Annotated in this window: 13 protein-coding genes; 8 read left to right on the forward strand and 5 right to left on the reverse strand. The window is 71.1% G+C overall.

The features are described from left to right. The first annotated feature begins 75 nt into the window (after positions 1–75). The 4 genes from HND91_RS18765 to HND91_RS18780 all read left to right on the forward strand — a co-directional run bounded on the left by HND91_RS18765 (position 76) and on the right by HND91_RS18780 (position 3,821). Positions 76–1,128 (forward strand): succinylglutamate desuccinylase/aspartoacylase domain-containing protein, encoded by a 1,053-nt coding sequence (locus tag HND91_RS18765; RefSeq protein ID WP_181708133.1) that lies wholly within the window; start codon positions 76–78, stop codon positions 1,126–1,128. A gap of 184 nt (positions 1,129–1,312) precedes the next feature. Further along, positions 1,313–2,089, forward strand: a complete 777-nt coding sequence (locus HND91_RS18770) for a transporter substrate-binding domain-containing protein (RefSeq protein WP_181708134.1) — start codon at positions 1,313–1,315, stop codon at positions 2,087–2,089. 328 nt (positions 2,090–2,417) lie between these two features. Next, positions 2,418–3,137, forward strand: coding sequence for an ABC transporter permease (locus HND91_RS18775; RefSeq protein ID WP_181708135.1), 720 nt, complete (start codon positions 2,418–2,420; stop codon positions 3,135–3,137). Between the two features lie 3 nt (positions 3,138–3,140). Then, positions 3,141–3,821: an ABC transporter permease gene (locus HND91_RS18780; protein WP_181708136.1), complete on the forward strand. Its 681-nt coding sequence runs from the start codon at positions 3,141–3,143 to the stop codon at positions 3,819–3,821. A 24-nt stretch (positions 3,822–3,845) separates the two neighbouring features. On the opposite strand, the gene HND91_RS18785 is transcribed toward HND91_RS18780, so the two are convergent. Both HND91_RS18785 and HND91_RS18790 read right to left on the reverse strand, forming a co-directional pair. Beyond that, positions 3,846–4,766, reverse strand: coding sequence for a LysR family transcriptional regulator (locus HND91_RS18785; RefSeq protein ID WP_181708137.1), 921 nt, complete (start codon positions 4,764–4,766; stop codon positions 3,846–3,848). A gap of 281 nt (positions 4,767–5,047) precedes the next feature. Continuing rightward, entirely contained in the window at positions 5,048–6,826 is a 1,779-nt protein-coding gene (locus HND91_RS18790; RefSeq protein ID WP_210272790.1) for an MFS transporter, read from the reverse strand. A gap of 952 nt (positions 6,827–7,778) precedes the next feature. Here HND91_RS18790 and folD point away from each other — a divergent pair. Further along, positions 7,779–8,648, forward strand: coding sequence for a bifunctional methylenetetrahydrofolate dehydrogenase/methenyltetrahydrofolate cyclohydrolase FolD (folD, locus tag HND91_RS18795; protein WP_181708138.1), 870 nt, complete (start codon positions 7,779–7,781; stop codon positions 8,646–8,648). A 114-nt stretch (positions 8,649–8,762) separates the two neighbouring features. Continuing rightward, on the forward strand, positions 8,763–9,302 hold the full coding sequence (gene fae / locus HND91_RS18800) for a formaldehyde-activating enzyme (RefSeq protein ID WP_181708139.1): 540 nt from the start codon (positions 8,763–8,765) through the stop codon (positions 9,300–9,302). Between the two features lie 266 nt (positions 9,303–9,568). On the opposite strand, the gene HND91_RS18805 is transcribed toward fae, so the two are convergent. Then, on the reverse strand, positions 9,569–10,792 hold the full coding sequence (locus HND91_RS18805) for a TIGR03862 family flavoprotein (RefSeq protein ID WP_181708140.1): 1,224 nt from the start codon (positions 10,790–10,792) through the stop codon (positions 9,569–9,571). Positions 10,793–10,946: 154 nt separating this feature from the next. Here HND91_RS18805 and arfB point away from each other — a divergent pair, with 154 nt between their 5' ends. Next, complete coding sequence (gene arfB, locus HND91_RS18810) at positions 10,947–11,366, forward strand: alternative ribosome rescue aminoacyl-tRNA hydrolase ArfB (RefSeq protein WP_181708141.1); 420 nt, start codon at positions 10,947–10,949, stop codon at positions 11,364–11,366. An 84-nt stretch (positions 11,367–11,450) separates the two neighbouring features. After that, positions 11,451–11,867, forward strand: coding sequence for a GFA family protein (locus HND91_RS18815; RefSeq protein ID WP_181708142.1), 417 nt, complete (start codon positions 11,451–11,453; stop codon positions 11,865–11,867). A gap of 15 nt (positions 11,868–11,882) precedes the next feature. Here the strand turns inward: HND91_RS18815 and HND91_RS23110 are convergent, their stop codons facing one another. Together HND91_RS23110 and HND91_RS18825 are read right to left on the reverse strand one after the other, a co-directional pair. After that, positions 11,883–15,371, reverse strand: a complete 3,489-nt coding sequence (locus HND91_RS23110) for an ATP-binding protein (RefSeq protein ID WP_181708143.1) — start codon at positions 15,369–15,371, stop codon at positions 11,883–11,885. Then, a complete protein-coding gene (locus HND91_RS18825; RefSeq protein ID WP_181708144.1) occupies positions 15,371–16,588 on the reverse strand; it encodes a metallophosphoesterase family protein in 1,218 nt (405 codons plus the stop codon). The genes HND91_RS23110 and HND91_RS18825 overlap by 1 nt, the downstream gene beginning before the upstream one ends. Positions 16,589–16,958 lie beyond the last annotated feature (370 nt).

Raw genomic sequence — 16,958 nt, forward strand, 5'->3', positions numbered from 1 at the left:
ACGTCAAGTCTCGGCTTTACTTTTGTCTTCGACCGAATAGCCTCGTCTCCGGCCGCATGAATCAGGTTGGAGTGCATGAGAAAATCGATCGAGGTGATCCGGGGTAATTCTCCCGGAACGGAATGGCGTTTGTCGGTTCTGACATTCGAAGGCCGATCGGCGGACGCCCCCAGAGCCTATCTGCAAGCGGCTCTTCACGGCAACGAATTGCCCGGCGTGGCGGCATTGCACATGCTGATCCCGATGCTGCGGGACGCCGAGCGCGATGGCCGGCTTCGCGGCACGGTGACCGTGGTGCCCCACGCCAACCCGATCGGCCTGGGGCAGCACCTCTTCGGCGAGCATCTGGGGCGGTTCGCCTTCGGCAGCCGGACCAACTTCAACCGCAACTTTCCTCTCCTCGCCGCGCCGGATCCGTCGGCGCTGATCGACGACGCCGCATCGGCGCTGGCCGAGGTTCGGCTGAAGGCGCTGCTCGTGCGGCTCTCGCTTGGCCACGAGTTGGTGCTCGACCTCCACTGTGACGACGAGGGCCTCTCCTACATCTACGCGCCGGCGCCGCTGTGGCCGGCCATGAGCGACCTCGCGGCGGCTCTCGGCTGCGAGGCGGCGATCCTGTGGGACAAGAGTTCGGACGGCGCCTTCGAAGAGGCGGCCGCTGCCCCCTATTTAAGCAGCGCGCAAGACGCCGCGGCAGGGCGGGTGGTTTCCACCGTTGAGTTTCGCGGCCGGGCGGACGTGTCTCCCGACCTCGCGCGGGCCGACGCGGAGGGCCTCTATCGCTTCCTGGTGGCCCGAGGCGTGCTTGTGGACGACAGGGTGGCGCCGCTTGCGCCCTATACCGCCGTGGCCGCGCCGATCGACCACGTGGACATGGTGGCTGCGCCGGTGGCGGGGACGATTCTCTACCATGTGCGGCCGGGCGACCGGGTGGCGGCGGGCGACGCGCTCGTCACCGTCGTGACGGCGCCCGGGGAGGACGACGGGGCCGTGACCGTGACCGCCCCGCAAGACGGCTTGATCCTGACGCGCCGGGCGCACCGGTTCACGCGGCCGGGCGACAACCTCCTGAAGCTCGTCGGCAGCCGCCGGTCCGCGACGGCGCGACCGGGCGCCCTGGAGGCGTGAGTTGGGCGCGTGAGAAGGGCCGAGCCCTCGCCGGAGGGAGGAGGCCGGAACGATATTCGGCGGCGACTGCGCCGCCGGGTGGGTGAGACGCCGGTAAACGGCACCACCCGGACAGCCGAGCCGCCGAAGACGGCCGGCGTCCGACCAGAGCGGGACAACGAACGACACGCAGGGGGACCCTGACATGGTTTTCGGATTGAAGCAGCTGGCGGTATCGTTAACGGTCGTCGCGGGCCTTTCCGGCGGCGCGTTGGCCCAGGAGGTGGTGCGGCTCGGCACCACGCCGGAGTCCTATCCGCCGTTCACGGTGGTGGACGCGTCCGGCAAGGTGACGGGCTTCGAAGCCGACCTCGCCGACGCGCTCTGCGCCGAGATGAAGGTGAAGTGCGAGTGGGTGCTACAGGCCTGGGACGGCATCATCCCGGCGCTGACGGAGAACAAGTTCGACGCCATCATCGCGTCCATGTCGATCACGAACGAGCGCAAGCAGGTGGTCGACTTCTCGGATTACTACTACACCAGCCCGGCGACCTTCGTGGGACCGAAGAGCGAGGAGGTGACGATCTCGCCGGAGGGCCTGAAGGGCAAGACGGTGGGCGTGCAGGTGGCCACCATCCACCTCGGCTATCTGGAGGCGAAGTACAAGGACGTGGTGGAGATCAAGACCTACGACACCCAGGAGAACGCCAACCTGGACCTGATCGCCGGGCGCGTCGATCTTCTGCTCGCCGACAGCGTCGCGCTCTCCGACGGTCTGCTGAACACGCCGGACGGAGCCGACTTCGAGATGAAGGGCGAGCCGCTGAGGGACCCGATGCTGGGCGAGGGCGTGGGCGTGGCGGTGCGCAAGGGCGACCCGCTGAAGGACAAGTTCTCGGCCGCCATCAAGGCCATTGTGGCGAACGGGACCTACAAGACCATCAACGACAAGTATTTCAAGGTCGACCTCTACCTCCGCTGATGGACCGGCCCCGTCGGGCCGCGAACCGATCGCTCGTTGCGACCTGGAGCGGGCCGGCGCCGCCACGCCGGCCCATCCCGCCGCATGGCCGGCCGGGTCTCGGCGCGTGCGATGGCGCGCCGAAACCCGGCGGAACCGCGTCGGCGCGCGCGACCCGTCGGGACGCACCGTCCCTGGCGACCGGGCGGCCGCAGATCGTGCAACCGGATCTCGTGGATCCGGATGACGTGCATCGGTGGGTCATGACGGAAGCGCCCCGGCCCGGGGCGCGCCGCCCGTCGCCCGCCTCCGCCCGCCCCGCCCGCCGCCTCCGTCAGGAGCCGCCGTGATGAAACCGACAGATCCGTTCCAACTGCTCGGCTTCGGCGAGGGCGGCTGGGGACTTGTGCTGCTCGCCGGCGCGGCCGTGACGCTGCAGATCGCGCTCGCCGCCTACGCGCTCGGGCTTTTGATCGGGCTGCTGCTCGCCTGGGCCAAGCTACGCGGACCCTGGTGGGCGCGCGGCGCGGCCGAGGGTTACACCACGGTGGTCCAGGGCCTGCCGGACATCCTGGTGATCCTCCTCATCTACTATGGCGGCACGTCGGCGGTGCGGGACCTGGTGCAGATGGTCTCGCCGGGCGCGACGGTGGAGATCAACGCCTTCGCGGCGGGCGTGGTAGCGCTCGGGGTTGTCAGCGGGGCCTATCAGACGGACGTGTTCCGGGCCGCCTTCCAGGGCATCCCGCGCGGCCAGGCGGAGGCGGCGCGATCCCTCGGCATGCGGCAGGCGCCGATCTTCGCCACCGTCCTGGCGCCGCAGGCGCTGCGGCTGGCGCTGCCGCCGCTCGGCAACGTGTGGCTGGTGACGCTGAAGGACTCCGCGCTCGTCAGCGTGGTCGGGATCCGGGACCTTCTGGGTGTCGCCGGGTCCGGCGCGTCCTTCTCGCGCCAGCCGTTCACCTTCTACATGGCGGTGGCGGTGGTCTACCTCGTGCTCTCCATCGTCTCCGGGTGGCTGATCAGCCGCCTGGAGGCGCGCGTGGCCCGTTCGGACGGGAGGCGCTGAGCGATGGACTGGGAACGGTTGATCACGAACCTCCTGTCGGGCTTTCCGATCACGGTGCTGCTGGTGGCGGCCTCGGGGATCGTCGGGAACGCGGCGGCCGTGCTAGTGGCGCTCGCCCGCACGTCGGAGAAGGTCTGGCTGCGCTGGCCGGCGCTCGCCTTCACGACGGTGATCAGGGGCACGCCGCTGATCGTGCAGATATTTCTGATCTACTATGGCCTCGGGCAGTTCCGGGAGGTGCGGCAGAGCTTCCTCTGGCCCATTCTGAAGGACCCCCTGTGGTGCGCCTTCCTGGCGCTCTCCATCTCGACCGCGGCCTATTCGGGCGAGGTGCTGCGCGGCGCGATCGCGAACGTGCCGAGGGGCTTGGTGGAGGCCGGGAAGTCGGTGGGGCTCGGCAAATGGCAGATCCGGCTGACGATCGTGCTGCCGCTGGCGTTCCGCCAGTCCCTGCCGGTGCTCGCCAACGAGACGGTGCTGCTCCTGAAGGCGAGCGCCATCGTGTTCACCATCACGGTGCGGGACATCATGGGCGAGGCGAACGTGTTCCGGGCGCAGACCTTCCGGGTCTACGAGCCGCTCCTCAGCGCCGCCGTCCTCTATCTGGCGCTGACGTTCACGATCCGGCGCGGGTTCGCGCTGGCGGAACGGCGCATGAACCGGTGGCGCGAACGGGTGGGGTGACGCCGGGCGCGGGGGCGGCCCGGCTCAGAGGCCGAGGTCGGTGGACTTCAGTTCCTTGCCGAGGGCGAGGGCCATCTCCAGCGCGATGGTGACGAGCGGCGGCATGGGGCTGCGGTCGATGGCCACGAGGCCGACCGCGTGCTCGATGTCCGGCTCGGTGAGCGGCACGGCGACGAGGTCGGAGCCGGGGCCGAGAGTGCTCTTCACATATTCCGGCATGATGGCGGCGAGGCCCGTCTCGCGCACATTGGCGCAGAGGTTGAGGAGCGAGTTCGTCTCCACCCGCGTGACCGGCTTGGCGCCGGCCGTCTGGAAGGCGCGGTCGATGATGCGCCGGTTCTGCATGTTGGGCGTGAGGAGCGCCAGGGTGTGCTTGGACGCTTCGCTCCAGGTGACGGTCTTCATCTTGGCGAGCGGATCGTCCTGGCGGACGAACAGGCAGTAGCGCTCCCGGTAGACCGGACGGGACACGAGGCCGGAGATGGGCTCGTTGTCCAGGTAGGTGAGGCCGACGTCGGCGGAGAAGTCGTCGAGGGAGCGCAGGATCTCCACGGAGGTCTGCGACAGGACCACCATGTCGACGTTCGGGTGGGCGGCGCGGATGAGCTTGGCGAGCCGCGCCGCGATCGGCAGCGCCGACGGGATGACGCCGACGGTGAGGCGGCCGCCGATCTGGGCGTCGCCCTCGCGCAGCTGGTTCACCTCCTGGCGCATGGCGGACCAGTTGTCGAGAATCACCTGCGCCCACTTCAGGACCCGCTCGCCTTCGGCGGTGAAGCCGTGAAAGCGCTGGCCGCGTTCCACGATGGGGACGCCGAGCTCCTCCTCCAGCTGGCGGATGCGCTCCGACAGGGTGGGCTGCGTGACGTTGCAGGCCTGGGCGGCGCGCGTGAAGTGCTGCTCGCGGGCGAGAGCGGAAAGATATTGTAGCTGCCGGATGTCCATGTGGATCTTCCCTGTCGCCCGGACCGGGCCAGGGCCTCGCATCGTCGAAGTCGCTCGCGGCCGACCCTACACGACCGCGGGGCCGAACCTCAATGAGCGGTTTGAAGGGGTAAGGGTTCGCGCCGCCCGATGGTTCGATGGAGTGGGGACGGGGGAGGGGAGCGCGTGGGTGTTCCGCCTGCGCGGATCATGACCGGGGATGACGGGGGAGGCGGGCGTCGGGGCAAAGAAAAAGCCCGGCGGTGAGGCCGGGCTTTCTCGGTTCGGGATGCGTCGGACGGTCAGTCCATCGTGTTGATGTCGACGTCCTTGGTGTCCTTCACGAACAGCATGCCGATCACGAAGGTCGCGAGGGCGATGACGATCGGGTACCAGAGGCCGTAGTAGATGTCGCCGGTGGCCGCCACCATGGCGAAGGACGTGGTGGGCAGGAAGCCGCCGAACCAGCCGTTACCGATGTGGTAGGGCAGCGACATGGAGGTGTAGCGGATCCGGGTCGGGAAGAGCTCCACCAGCATGGCGGCGATCGGGCCGTACACCATGGTCACGTAGATGACCAGGATGGTGAGGAGCACGGTCGTCATCACGTAGTCGATGCGGGCCGGGTCGGCCTTGGCCGGATAGCCCACGGCGGTCAGCTGCTCGCCGAGCGCGGTGTCCCAGGCCTTCGGGTCGACGGCGCCCGGAGCCGGGGTGGCGGCCGGAGCCGTCGCGGCCGGGGCGGTGGCCGCCGGAGCGGTCGGGGCCGGGGCGTTGGACGCCGGGGCCGGGCCGTGGCCGAGGTTGACCTCGGTGGAGGCCGCCGGGACCGCGGTGTAGCTGTCGATCGTCGTGTCGCCGATCTTGATCTGGGCGATCGTGCCGGCCGGCGCTTCGACGTTCGAGTACGGGATGCCGCGCTTGACGAGGGCCGCCTTGGCGATGTCGCACGAGCTGGTGAACTTGGACGTGCCCACCGGATTGAACTGGAAGGAGCACTCGTTCGGGTCGGCGACAACGGTGACCGGGGCCGACGCGATGGCCTCCTCCAGCGCCGGGTTGGCGTAGTGGGTGATCGCCTTGAAGAGCGGGAAGTAGGTGAGGGCGGCGATCAGCAGGCCGGCCATGATGATCGGCTTGCGGCCGATCTTGTCGGACAGCGAGCCGAAGATCACGAAGAAGGGCGTGCCGATGAGGAGCGCCGCCGCGATCATCAGGTTGGCGGGCTGGGCGTCGACCTTCAGGGTCTGGGTGAGGAAGAAGAGCGCGTAGAACTGGCCCGTGTACCAGACCACCGCCTGGCCGGCGACGAGGCCGAACAGGGCGAGCAGCACGATCTTCAGGTTCTTCCACTGGCCGAAGGACTCGGTGAGCGGCGCCTTCGAGGTCTTGCCCTCGTCCTTCATCTTCTGGAAGGCCGGGCTCTCGTTGAGCATCAGGCGGATCCAGACCGAGATGCCGAGGAGGACCACGGAGAGCAGGAACGGAATGCGCCAGCCCCACTCGTTGAAGTCTTCCGTCGACATGGACAGGCGGCAGCCCAGGATGATGAGCAGCGACAGGAACAGGCCGAGGGTCGCGGTGGTCTGGATCCAGGCCGTGTAGGCGCCGCGCTTGCCCATGGGGGCGTGCTCGGCGACGTAGGTCGCGGCGCCGCCGTACTCACCGCCGAGCGCGAGGCCCTGCAGGAGGCGCAGGCCGATCAGGATGATCGGGGCCGCGATGCCGATGGTGGCGTAGTTGGGCAGGATGCCGACGATGAAAGTCGACACGCCCATGATCAGGATGGTGACGAGGAAGGTGTACTTGCGGCCGATCATATCGCCGAGACGGCCGAACACGAGCGCGCCGAACGGGCGGACGGCGAAGCCCGCCGCGAACGCCATCAGGGCGAAGATGAAGGCGGCGGTCGGGTTGACGCCGGAGAAGAACTGCACGGCGATGACCGCCGACAGAGAGCCGTAGAGGTAGAAATCGTACCACTCGAAGACCGTGCCGAGCGAGGAGGCGAAGATGACCTTCTTCTCCTCTTTGCTCATCGGGCGGGCCGCCGGCCTCGCTCCTGCTGCTATGTTCGTCATGACGTGCTTCCTCGGTCGTTCCTGACTGTTGCTGACCGTCCAGCCCCGGCTGGCGGCGAATGGACGCCGCGTCTCCGCGGTGTCCGCCCTTGTCGTTGGGGACGATCGGTGAGCGGCGATCCTGCCCGAACCCGCCTTTCGGCGCGCAGACGGCTCCCCACCCGCGCTTGGACGCGGGCCGCGGATGCCGTTCGGCGGTTCAGGGCACGATCTGGTTCTCCTCCCAGATCCCTCCAGGGGTGGTCTCCCCGATCCTTCGCATCCTCCCGCGAAAGACCCCCGTAAATGCGGGCCCCATCACGCTTTGTTTAGACTTGAGGCCGGCCGGAGGACAGTTCGACAATCGCCTATTAGACTTTTGCCGGAAGGACTTCTGCTAACCGTGCGATTGCGTACAGGTCTGCGCTGGATGCGGCTTCCCATGCCTTGTTCGACACAAGACACTATTCGATGTGAAAAGATCATAGATCGTGAAGACGCCTGGATCGGGGGAGCGAGACTTCGCCGTCGACATTCAGCTTGAGCTTCTACTTGCCATTGCGAACGGATGATGACCGGCCGAACCGGACCGGCGGCTGTCCAAAGTTTCTCTTCATCGAAGCATAGAAATAGTGAAAGTCGGGGTCGTTCGTGTATTTTACTGGAGAGACAGGGGGATCAGCCAATAATGATCGTGAAGTCCTGCGTCCTGTTGCCTCAATCTTGTCTTTCGGCGTGACAAGCGTTGCTCGTCATCGCACAAGGAAGGGAAGCGCCGGGCCCGTCGGCGGGAGGGTCCATCGGGCGTCTTCGCGGTGGCGGTCTCCGGGGGGAGGCGGTCTCGGCGCATTGACGGCCGCGGGATGCCGGGCGACGGTCCGGTCCCCGCCGAAACCGGGCGGTTCGGCTTTGCGAGCGACCCGCCGATGGCCGGATGAGGCCGTCGGCAGAACAGACTTGAATGGGGAGTGACATGACTGCGTCCATCATCGACGGGTTTGCCGTCGCCGCCGAACTGCGCGAACAGGTCGCCCGCGAGGCGGCCGACCTGAAGGCCACCCATGGCATCGTCCCCGGTCTCGCCGTGGTGCTGGTGGGCGAGGACCCGGCGAGCGCCGTCTACGTGCGCAACAAGCTGAAGGCGACCGCCGAGTGCGGGCTGAAGAGCCTGGAGTTCAAGCTGTCCGAGTCGGCCACCGAGGAGGAGGTGCTGGCGCTCGTGAAGCGGCTGAACGCCGACCCGGCTGTGCACGGCATCCTGGTGCAGCTGCCGCTGCCCAAACAGATCGACAGCGACAAGGTGCTCGGCCTGATCGACCCGGACAAGGACGTGGACGGCTTCCACCCGGTGAACGCGGGCCGGCTTTCGGTGGGCCTGCCGGGCTTCGTGCCGTGCACGCCGCGCGGCTCGCAGATCCTGATCGACCGGATCATGCCGGACCTTTCCGGCAAGACCGCCGTGGTGATCGGCCGCTCCAACATCGTCGGCAAGCCGATGGCGCAGCTCCTGTTGCAGAAGAACGCGACCGTCACCATCGCGCACTCGCGCACCAAGGACCTGCCGGCCGTGTGCCGCACCGCCGACGTGCTGGTGGCCGCCGTCGGTCGCCCGCTGATGGTGAAGGGCGACTGGATCAAGCCGGGCGCCATCGTGATCGACGTGGGCATCAACCGCATCGAGGTGGACGGCAAGGGCAAGATCGTCGGCGACGTGGACTTCGACAGCGCCAAGGAGGTGGCGGGGGCCATCACACCGGTGCCGCGCGGTGTCGGCCCGATGACCATCGCGTGCCTGATGCTGAACACGCTGGACAGCGCCCGCCGGTCCGCCGGCGCCGCCTGATCCCGGCGAACGCCCCCGAAGACGAGGCCGCGTGCGGCCATTCCGATGCTGGACATCGTCCGCCCGGAGTGGTCTAGCTCGCGGCCTTCGCGTTGAATGCAAAGGAGAGTCGCGATGTCCGACATCTGGTTCAAGGTGGGTGAGGCCACCGTGTTCGCGGCCGAGGGCCAAGCCACCGACGCCATGCCGGAGGTGCTGATCGGCTCCACCAAGGGCCCGGCCGGCCAGGCCTTCGCCACCATGATGGGACAGGCCGCCGGCCACACCCGCATGTTCGTGGTGCGCGACTGCAACCAGCTGGTCCGCCCGGCCACCATGATGACCACCAAGGTGACCATTCAGTCGGCCGAGTATGTGAACCTGCTTGGCGGCGTGGTGCAGGGCGCCATCGGCGACGCCATCGTGGACGCGGTGGCCGAGGGGATCATCCCCAAGGAGATCGTGGACGACGTCTGCATGATCATCATGGTCTGGCTCGACCCGCGCTGCGCGGAAGACCCGAACCTGGACAGGAAGAACCTCTACGACACCAACTACGAGGCCACCAAGCTGGCCATCGCGCGCGCCCTGAAGGGCGAGCCGACCATCGACGAGCTGATCGCCAACCGGAAGACGGTGAAGCACTACGCGCTCGACGGCGTGGTGGACTACTGACGACCGCGCGGGTCGCTCCCTCGGATCTCGACGGAGCGGGCGACGACATGAGGGCGGCACCCGGACGAGAGGCGTCCGGGTGCCGCCCTTTTTCGTTCGTTGGGTGCGGGAATGGAGATTCAATACAGATACTTATTAGAATGTCTGCAAGTTATCAGAGAGCGACTTCGCAATCCGATGCAAGTGCGATCGTTGCGCGATCGCCGGCACCTCGTCCGGGATGGGAATCGCTTCAGGCGGCGCGTGAAGGCAGGGGCCGTTCGACGTCATCCGGACCGGGCGCCGAGCCAGCGCGCCACCCCATCCGCGGCAGCCCGGCCGGTGGCGAAGCAGGCGGTGAGGAGGTAGCCGCCGGTGGGGGCGTCCCAGTCGAGCATCTCGCCGGCGATGAAGAGGCCGGGCCGGGCGGCGACCATGAGGTCGTCGGTGAGGGCGTCGAAGCGGACGCCGCCGGCGGTGGAGATGGCCTCGGCGATGGGCGACGGCGCGCCCACCCGGAGCGGCAGCGCCTTCAGGAGGCGGGCGAGCGCGGCGGCGTCGCGCGGCACGTCCGCGCCGACGACTTCACGCAGGAGGCCGGCCTTCACGCCGTCGAGCCCGGCCGCCTTGCGCAGGAACGTGGCGGTGCTCTGCTTCTCGCGCGGGCGGGACAGGTCGCGGACGAGACGATCCGCCGCCCGGCCGGGGAGGAGATCGAGGGTGAGCACCGCCGGCCGGCCGGCCTGGATCGCGGCGCGGAGGGCGGCCGCGTGGGCATAGACCACGCCGCCCTCGATGCCGCTGTCGGTGATGACGAACTCGCCCGGGACGGTGCGACCGTCCACGCAGGCGGTGACGGTCTTGACGGGCTCGCCGGCGAACCGTTCCCGGAAGGGCGGTGACCAGGGCACCTGGAAGCCGCTGTTGGACGCCTGGAAGGGCACGGTGGCGACGCCGGCCTCGGCGAGCGGCGCCATCCAGGTGCCGTCCGACCCGAGCCGGGGCCACGAGGCGCCGCCGAGCGCCAGGACGACGGCGTCCGGGTGGACGGCGAGATGGCCGTCCGGCGTTTCGAACGCGAGGCCGCCATCGGCGGTGAAGCCGGTCCACCGGTGGCGCACATGGATGCGCACGCCGCGCGCCTCCAGCCGCCTCAGCCAGGCGCGGAGCAGCGGCGACGCCTTCATGGCCTTCGGGAAGACCCGGCCGGAGGTGCCGACGAAGGTCTCCGCCCCGAGGTCGTCCGCCCAGGCGCGGACGGCCTCCGGCGTGAAGGCGTCGAGCCCGGCGCGCAGGCCGGCCGGCACGGCGTCGCCGTAACGGGCGAGGAAGTCGGCGTAGGGCTGGCCGTGGGTGAGGTTGAGGCCGGACTTGCCGGCGAGCAGGAACTTGCGCCCGACGGTGGGCATGCGGTCGTAGACGTCCACGTGGTGGCCGTGCTCCGTGAGGCGCTCGGCGGCCATGAGCCCCGCGGGGCCCCCGCCGACGATGGCGACGCGGAAGGATGGCATGCGACCTCCTGCAAGCGGCTGAGGGCCGAACGAGTGCCCCGTTTCGCGTACGGAATCAAGCAGGAAGGATCTCGCGGGCGCGCAGGCCGGGTGCGGAACGGCGCCGGCGGCGAGGGTGGCTTGCACCGGGCGGGTGCTCGTGTAGGGTCCGGCCATGATCCGCGTGACCGACACCATCCACATCGATGAACGGGACCTTTCGGAAAGCTTCGTGCAGGCGTCCGGTCCCGGCGGACAGAACGTCAACAAGGTCGCGACCGCGGTGTCGCTGCGCTACGACCTTTATAACGCCGCGGGCATTCCGTGGGACGTGAAGGTGCGGGCCGCGCGGATCGCCGGCCGGAAGGTGACGCGCGAAGGCGCCATCGTGATCACCGCCCAGCGGCACCGGACGCAGGAGCGCAACCGCGCGGACGCGCTGGAGCGGCTGGTCGCAATCCTGCGCGAGGCGGCCGTGCCGCCGAAGCCGCGCGTCGCCACCAAGCCGACCTATTCCAGCAAGGTGCGGCGCCTGGAGGGCAAGGCGCGCCGGAGTTCGGTGAAGCGCCACCGCCAGTCGCCGGCCGACGACTGAGGGCGCTGCGCCGCTGCTGACGAGATCTGTCAACGGCCATGCCTCTCATGATCGGAGACGGGGGGCAGGAAGAGGAGCATGCTGATGGCGACGATCGTGCCTGTGCTTCATGGCGGGTGCCTGTGCGGGGCGGTCCGCTATTCCGTCCGCTGCGACGAGCCGGTGGTGGACTATTGCCACTGCGCCATGTGCCGGAAGGCGAGCGGCGGCGTGGTGTCCGCCTGGATCCAGGTGCCGCCCGCCGACTTCACGCTGACCCACGGGACGGTGGCGGACCATGTGTCCTCCGAGCGGGGGACGCGGCATTTCTGCCCGCGATGCGGCGCGCAGCTCTATATGACCGATCCGGACGGGCGGTCCGTCGGGGTGACGGTCGGGACGCTCGACGATCCGGAGGCGATCCGGCCGACCGTGCACGGCTGGGATTCCAGCCGGCCGTCGTGGCTCCACATCACCGACGACCTGCCTCGGTACGACGAGGCGCCGCCCTACGACCTTTGAGCCGGTCGGACGGCCTCAGGCCGTGTCCAGGCGGAGGACGGCGGCGCGGCCGTCGAGGCGATCCTCGGCGATCCGGGCCACGTGCTCGTGGTGGGTGAACAGGATGGCCTGGGCGGCGCTCTCCCCGAAGGCGGCGAGCGTTTCAAGGCCCGCCGCGGTGCGGCCCTCGTCGAAGGTGACGAAGAGGTCGTCGCCGACGAAGGGCAGGGGCTCGGACCGGCGGGCGTGGTCGGCGAGGGTGGCGAGCCGGAGCGCCAGGTAGAGCTGGTCGCGCGTGCCTTCCGAAAGGGCGTCGGGCCCGAGCCGGCGTTCGTCCGCCCGGACGGCGAGGAGCCGGGCGACGCCGTTGGCGTCGTAGTCCGGCGCGAGTCCGCGATAACGGCCCTCGGTGAGGCGGGCGAAATAGCCGCTCGCTTCCGTGAGCACCGGGTTCTGGTGACGGCGGCGGAACTCCTCCACCACGGCGCCGGCGAGGCGGTTCGCCGCCTGCAGGATGCGCCACTCCTCCGCGAGATCCACCAGGTCGGCGAGCGCGGTCTCCGCCTCCTGGCCGGCCGTCTCGGCGCCGTCCCGCGCTATCACGTCCAGATAGGCCTTCTCGGCCATGGCCCGGGCGGCCACCGCCTCCTCGTGGGCGGCGTCCAGGCGCGCGAGCCGGTCGGCCGTGTCGGCGAGGGCGGCGGCGAGGCTGTCCGCGTCCAGGCCGGCGAGGGCGGCCCGGAGAGTCGCCTCGTCGTCGCCGGCCTCCCGGGCGAGCGCGTCCCGGTGGTCGGCGATGCGGGTGTTGAGGGCGGCGGCGGCGCCGGCGGCGCGGAGCACGGCGCGCAGATCGGCGTCCGGCGGCTGGCCGGCGGCGGCGGCGAGCCGGGCGAGGGTGTCGAGGGCGGACCGGCTCTCGGCGTCCGCGCGGGCGAGATCGGCGTCGATCTCGGCGACCCGGCGCTCGGCGATCCGCCGCCGGTCGGCGATCCGCTCGGCGGCCGCGAGCCGTTCCGACAGACGCTGGGCGACGTCGGCCGGGCGGAGGTCGGCGGCAAGGTCCGGCGCGACTCCCAGGCGGAGGTCCTCGGCGGCGGCGTCGAAGGCGGCGGCCTGACGCTCGGCGCGGGCGAGCCGGTCGCGCACCTCGGCGAGCCGGCTCTCGGTCTCCGGCACCTCAGCCCAGACGTCGAGCGCCGCCTCGGCCTCCCGCGGCGTGGCCGACGACGGCAGGCCGACGGCAATGACGGCCGTCGCCCACTGGCCCTGCCAGTCGGCGAGTGCCCGGGCGACCCGGGCGGTGGTCTCGTTTCCGGCCTCCACCTGACGCGCGGCGTCGGCGATCGCCTCGTCGCGGCGGCGGGCGGCGGCCCAGGCCTCCTCGAGGGCGGTGACTTCCGCCCGGGCGCGGGCGAGCGATCCGAGCGGATCGGCCCGGTCGGCCGCGACGCCCACGTCGGCGGCGAGCCGGTCGAGGCTGGCGAGGAGCCGGCCGGCGTCCGCGTCGGCGGATGCGGCCTCGGCCTCGGCGGCGCCGACCGCGTCGGCGAGCAGGACGAGGTCGGCGTGCCGGTCGAGCGCGACGAGGGCCTGGCGCGGCGTGAGGGCCGGCGGCAGCGCGGTGGCGGCGAGGAGGTCCGCCCAGCGGGCCGCGACCGCGGCGGCGGCCTCGCGCGCGGCGGCGAGATCGGCTTCGGCGGCGGCCACCTGGTCGGCGGCGGTCGCGGCCTCCTCGCGCCGGCGGTCGGCGACGGCGGCCCGGTCGGCGGCGGAGAGGCGGCGGTCCACGAGGGCATCAGCCGCGTCTATGGCGGCTTCCAGGTCACGGGCGCCGGCGAGCCGGTCCGACGGCGAGGCATCCCGCTCGCCGAACAGAATGGCGCGAACGGCGGCCCAGGCTTCCTGCCGGCCGGCGCGGGCGGCGGCGACGGCGGAGAGCGACGGAATCTCGCTGCTCGCGACGGCCGCAGCGAGCATCCGGTCGGCCTCGGCGCGACGGGCTCTGGCGTCCGCGAGCCGCTGCGTTGCGGTCTCCACGGCGCGCGCGGCGGCCTCGGTCGCCCGGTGCGCGTCCTCCACGTCGGCCCGGTCGGGGAGGCGGCGGCCGCGGACGTGGCGGACGTCCGCCGGCACGCCGGCCTGCTCGGCGGCCTCGGCGAAGCGGGCGCTCGCCGAGGCGACGCCGGCGCGACGAGTGGCGGCAAGCTTCAGGGCGGCATCGAGGCCGGCGAGCACGTCGAGCCCGGCCCGGAGCGAGCGCGGATCGGCGAGAGCCAGGGCGGCGGCCCGGGCCTTGTCGAGCTCGGCGAGCCGCGCCTTGGCGTCGGCAGCCTGCTCGGCGGCGGCGGACGCGCGCGCGTCGAGGGACGTGCGGGCGGCGGCGAGGTCGCGGACGCGGGCGATGGCGGCAGCGGTCGGCCGGCGCTGCAGGACGGCCTCCGCGTCCGGAAGGCCGAGGCGGCGAGCCTGGCCGGCGAGATCGTCGGTCAGGCGGGCGATGCGGGCCTGCAGGTCGACGAGGTCGGCGGACGCATCCTCGCGCTGGCGCCGGCCGTCGGCGAGGCGGCGGATGCGGTCGGCGGCGGCGATAAGAGTGTCGTCGACCGAAAGGACGGCCAGAGCCTCCGCCTCCCGCTCCCGGTCGGCGAGAAGCACCGCGCGGCGCGTGGCGAGCCGGTCGCGCTCGGCTTCGGCGGCGGTGAGCGCGTCGCCGAAGCCCGGGTCGAGGTCCGGCGCATCCGCCATCGTGGCCCGCTCGGCCGCCAGCCGGTCGAGCGCGGCGAGGTGGGGGAGGGCGCGGGCGAGCCGCTGGTGGCGGGCCTCCTCGGTGCGGACCTGCCGGCGATCCCGGTCGAGGTCCGCCACCCGGGCGGAGGCGGCGTCGAGGTCCGCCTTGGCGCGGGCGACGGACTCGGCGGTGAGCGACAGGTCTTGGACCCGGCGGCGCGCGTCGAGATAGCGGTCGATGGCCGCGTAGACCGGCTTGCCGGCCGAGCGGCGCTCGGTAAAGGCGGCCGTGGCCTCCTCGGCCACGGTGCGTCGGAGATCGACGAGCCGGCCGAGGCCCGGCGCGGCGGCGAGCAGCGCCTCGCCGAGGCTGCCCTCGCCCTTGGCGAGCGCCTCGGCGCCCTTGCGCAGGCGATCCTGGTCGAGCCCGAAGGCGTCAAGGAAGAGGGCGCGGTCCACCCGGCCGAGGAAGGGCACGAGGGCATCGTCGGCGATCGGCGTGTCGCCGGTCTCGTCGCGGAGCGTCGCCTTGTTGCCCTTGCGGCGGCGGAAGGACAGGCGGCGGCCATCGCGGGTCTCCACCGTGGCGCCGACGCGCATGACGCCGTAGTCGTGCAGGAAGTCGAACCGGCTGCGCGTCTCGATGCCGTAGAAGGCGTCCACGAGGCCGGCGAGCGCGGACGACTTGCCGGCCTCGTTGCGGCCGTGGACCACCACGAGCGGGCGGTCGGCCGGGAAGGGCAGGGTGCGGTCCGTGAACGGACCCCAGCGGTCGAGGTGGAGGGCGAGAAGGCGCATCAGGCTTCCAGGCGGGACCGGATGAGCGCCCGCGCGGCCGCGAGCACGGCGTCGGCGTCCGGCTCCAGCCGGCCGGCGGCGAGGGGCGGGAGCTTGGCCTTGAGGGTGGCCAGATCGGCGGCGATCTCCTCGGCGAGCGCCGGATCGGCGAGGGCCGCCGCGAAGGCCTCGTCGAGGTCGTCGAGCGCGAGCGCCGGGCCGGCGACCCGGCGCGGGCGCGTCTCCGTCTTGACGCGCTCCACCGCGATGGCGTCCGAGACGGCGGCGGCGACCGCCTGCAGTTCGGCGGCGAGGCGGTCCCGGTCGGCGAGCAGGCGGTCGTGAAGGCGGGTCTCGCCGACGAGGCGGATGCGCGCGGCGAGAGGCCGGCCGGCGGCGGCCGTCGCGGCGTCCTCCAGGCGGAGCCGGGCGCGGGCGTGGATGTCCTCCACGGTCTCGGCCCCGGAGGCGTCCACCTCCACGAGCGCCCAGCGGGCGGCGTCCACCGGCCGGTGCTCCACGGCGGCGACCCGGCCGTCGGTCACCGTCACCAGGGCGACGCTGCGCTCTCCCGCCTCGCGCACGTGCCGGCCCTGGATGTTGCCCGGATAGACCACGAACGGATGCTGGTTCACCACCTCGCGGGTGTGGATGTGGCCGAGGCCCCAGTAGTCGTAGCCGAAGCGGGCGAGATCCGCGATGGCGCAGGGCGCATAGCCGGAGTGGTCGGGCCGGCCGTCGAGGGACGTGTGCAGGAGGCCGATGTTGAAGCGGCCGGGAGAGGCGACCGGATAGCGCGGGATCATGTTCTCGGTCACCACGCGGGTCTTGAAGCTCATGCCGTGGACGACGACGCCGAACTCGGGAAGGTCCACCGTTCCGGCCGCGTCGGCGCCGAGCCAGGCCATGCCGTCCGGCAGGGGGAGGCTCCTGGTCATCACATGCTCGGCGTCGTGATTGCCGCGGATGATGACCGCGCGGATGCCCGCGCGCGCGAGGCGGGCGAGGCCGCGCACGAACACCTGGCCAGTGGCGTAGTCGGTCCAGTCCTGGTCAAACACGTCGCCCGCGATGACCACGAAGGCGACCTGCTCGTCGATGGCGAGGTCGACGAGGCTGTCGAAGGCGCGCCGCGACGCCCGGTCGAACAAGCCGGCGAGCTCCGGCGCGCGGGCCTTGAGGCCGGTGAGCGGGCTGCCGAGATGCAGGTCGGCGGTGTGCAGGAAGCGAAAGGCCAAGGCGGTCTCCGGAAGGGACGAGGAACGGGCCGGTCCAGAACGTTGCAAGAACAATCGACCGGTTGCGGCGCCCGGGTCAATGGTGTTGAGGGGGAGGGCGGCACGCCGGGGGCGGCCTTGCGGGACCTTGCCTGTGGATAACCGAATTTGGTGAAGAGGCTTGTTGACACCCGGAGTCCGCCCGCTTATATCCCGCTCATCGACGGCGGCGCTGGCGCGGAAACGCGGGGCGGCGCCGGGAAGACCGGGCCGGAAGGCGGCGGTTTTCCGGGATCCGGAGCCTTGGGCCCTTGGGCCGGGCGGTGTGTCGGCGAAGCCGACGCCATGGAGGATCCCGCCCTGAATTCATGTCGAATGTCAGGTGTTCTTT

The organism is Chthonobacter rhizosphaerae (assembly GCF_013839525.1).
GTDB lineage: Bacteria > Pseudomonadota > Alphaproteobacteria > Rhizobiales > Pleomorphomonadaceae > Chthonobacter > Chthonobacter rhizosphaerae.

What these genes read in the sequence shown, in the direction of transcription:
- HND91_RS18775 (WP_181708135.1), top strand. Translation starts at nt 2,418, where the DNA reads ATGAAACCGACAGATCCGTTCCAACTGCTCGGCTTCGGCGAGGGCGGC.
- HND91_RS18790 (WP_210272790.1), bottom strand. Translation starts at nt 6,826, where the DNA reads ATGACGAACATAGCAGCAGGAGCGAGGCCGGCGGCCCGCCCGATGAGC.
- HND91_RS18780 (WP_181708136.1), top strand. Translation starts at nt 3,141, where the DNA reads ATGGACTGGGAACGGTTGATCACGAACCTCCTGTCGGGCTTTCCGATC.
- folD (WP_181708138.1), top strand. Translation starts at nt 7,779, where the DNA reads ATGACTGCGTCCATCATCGACGGGTTTGCCGTCGCCGCCGAACTGCGC.
- HND91_RS23110 (WP_181708143.1), bottom strand. Translation starts at nt 15,371, where the DNA reads ATGCGCCTTCTCGCCCTCCACCTCGACCGCTGGGGTCCGTTCACGGAC.
- arfB (WP_181708141.1), top strand. Translation starts at nt 10,947, where the DNA reads ATGATCCGCGTGACCGACACCATCCACATCGATGAACGGGACCTTTCG.
- HND91_RS18815 (WP_181708142.1), top strand. Translation starts at nt 11,451, where the DNA reads ATGGCGACGATCGTGCCTGTGCTTCATGGCGGGTGCCTGTGCGGGGCG.
- HND91_RS18765 (WP_181708133.1), top strand. Translation starts at nt 76, where the DNA reads ATGAGAAAATCGATCGAGGTGATCCGGGGTAATTCTCCCGGAACGGAA.
- HND91_RS18770 (WP_181708134.1), top strand. Translation starts at nt 1,313, where the DNA reads ATGGTTTTCGGATTGAAGCAGCTGGCGGTATCGTTAACGGTCGTCGCG.
- fae (WP_181708139.1), top strand. Translation starts at nt 8,763, where the DNA reads ATGTCCGACATCTGGTTCAAGGTGGGTGAGGCCACCGTGTTCGCGGCC.
- HND91_RS18805 (WP_181708140.1), bottom strand. Translation starts at nt 10,792, where the DNA reads ATGCCATCCTTCCGCGTCGCCATCGTCGGCGGGGGCCCCGCGGGGCTC.
- HND91_RS18785 (WP_181708137.1), bottom strand. Translation starts at nt 4,766, where the DNA reads ATGGACATCCGGCAGCTACAATATCTTTCCGCTCTCGCCCGCGAGCAG.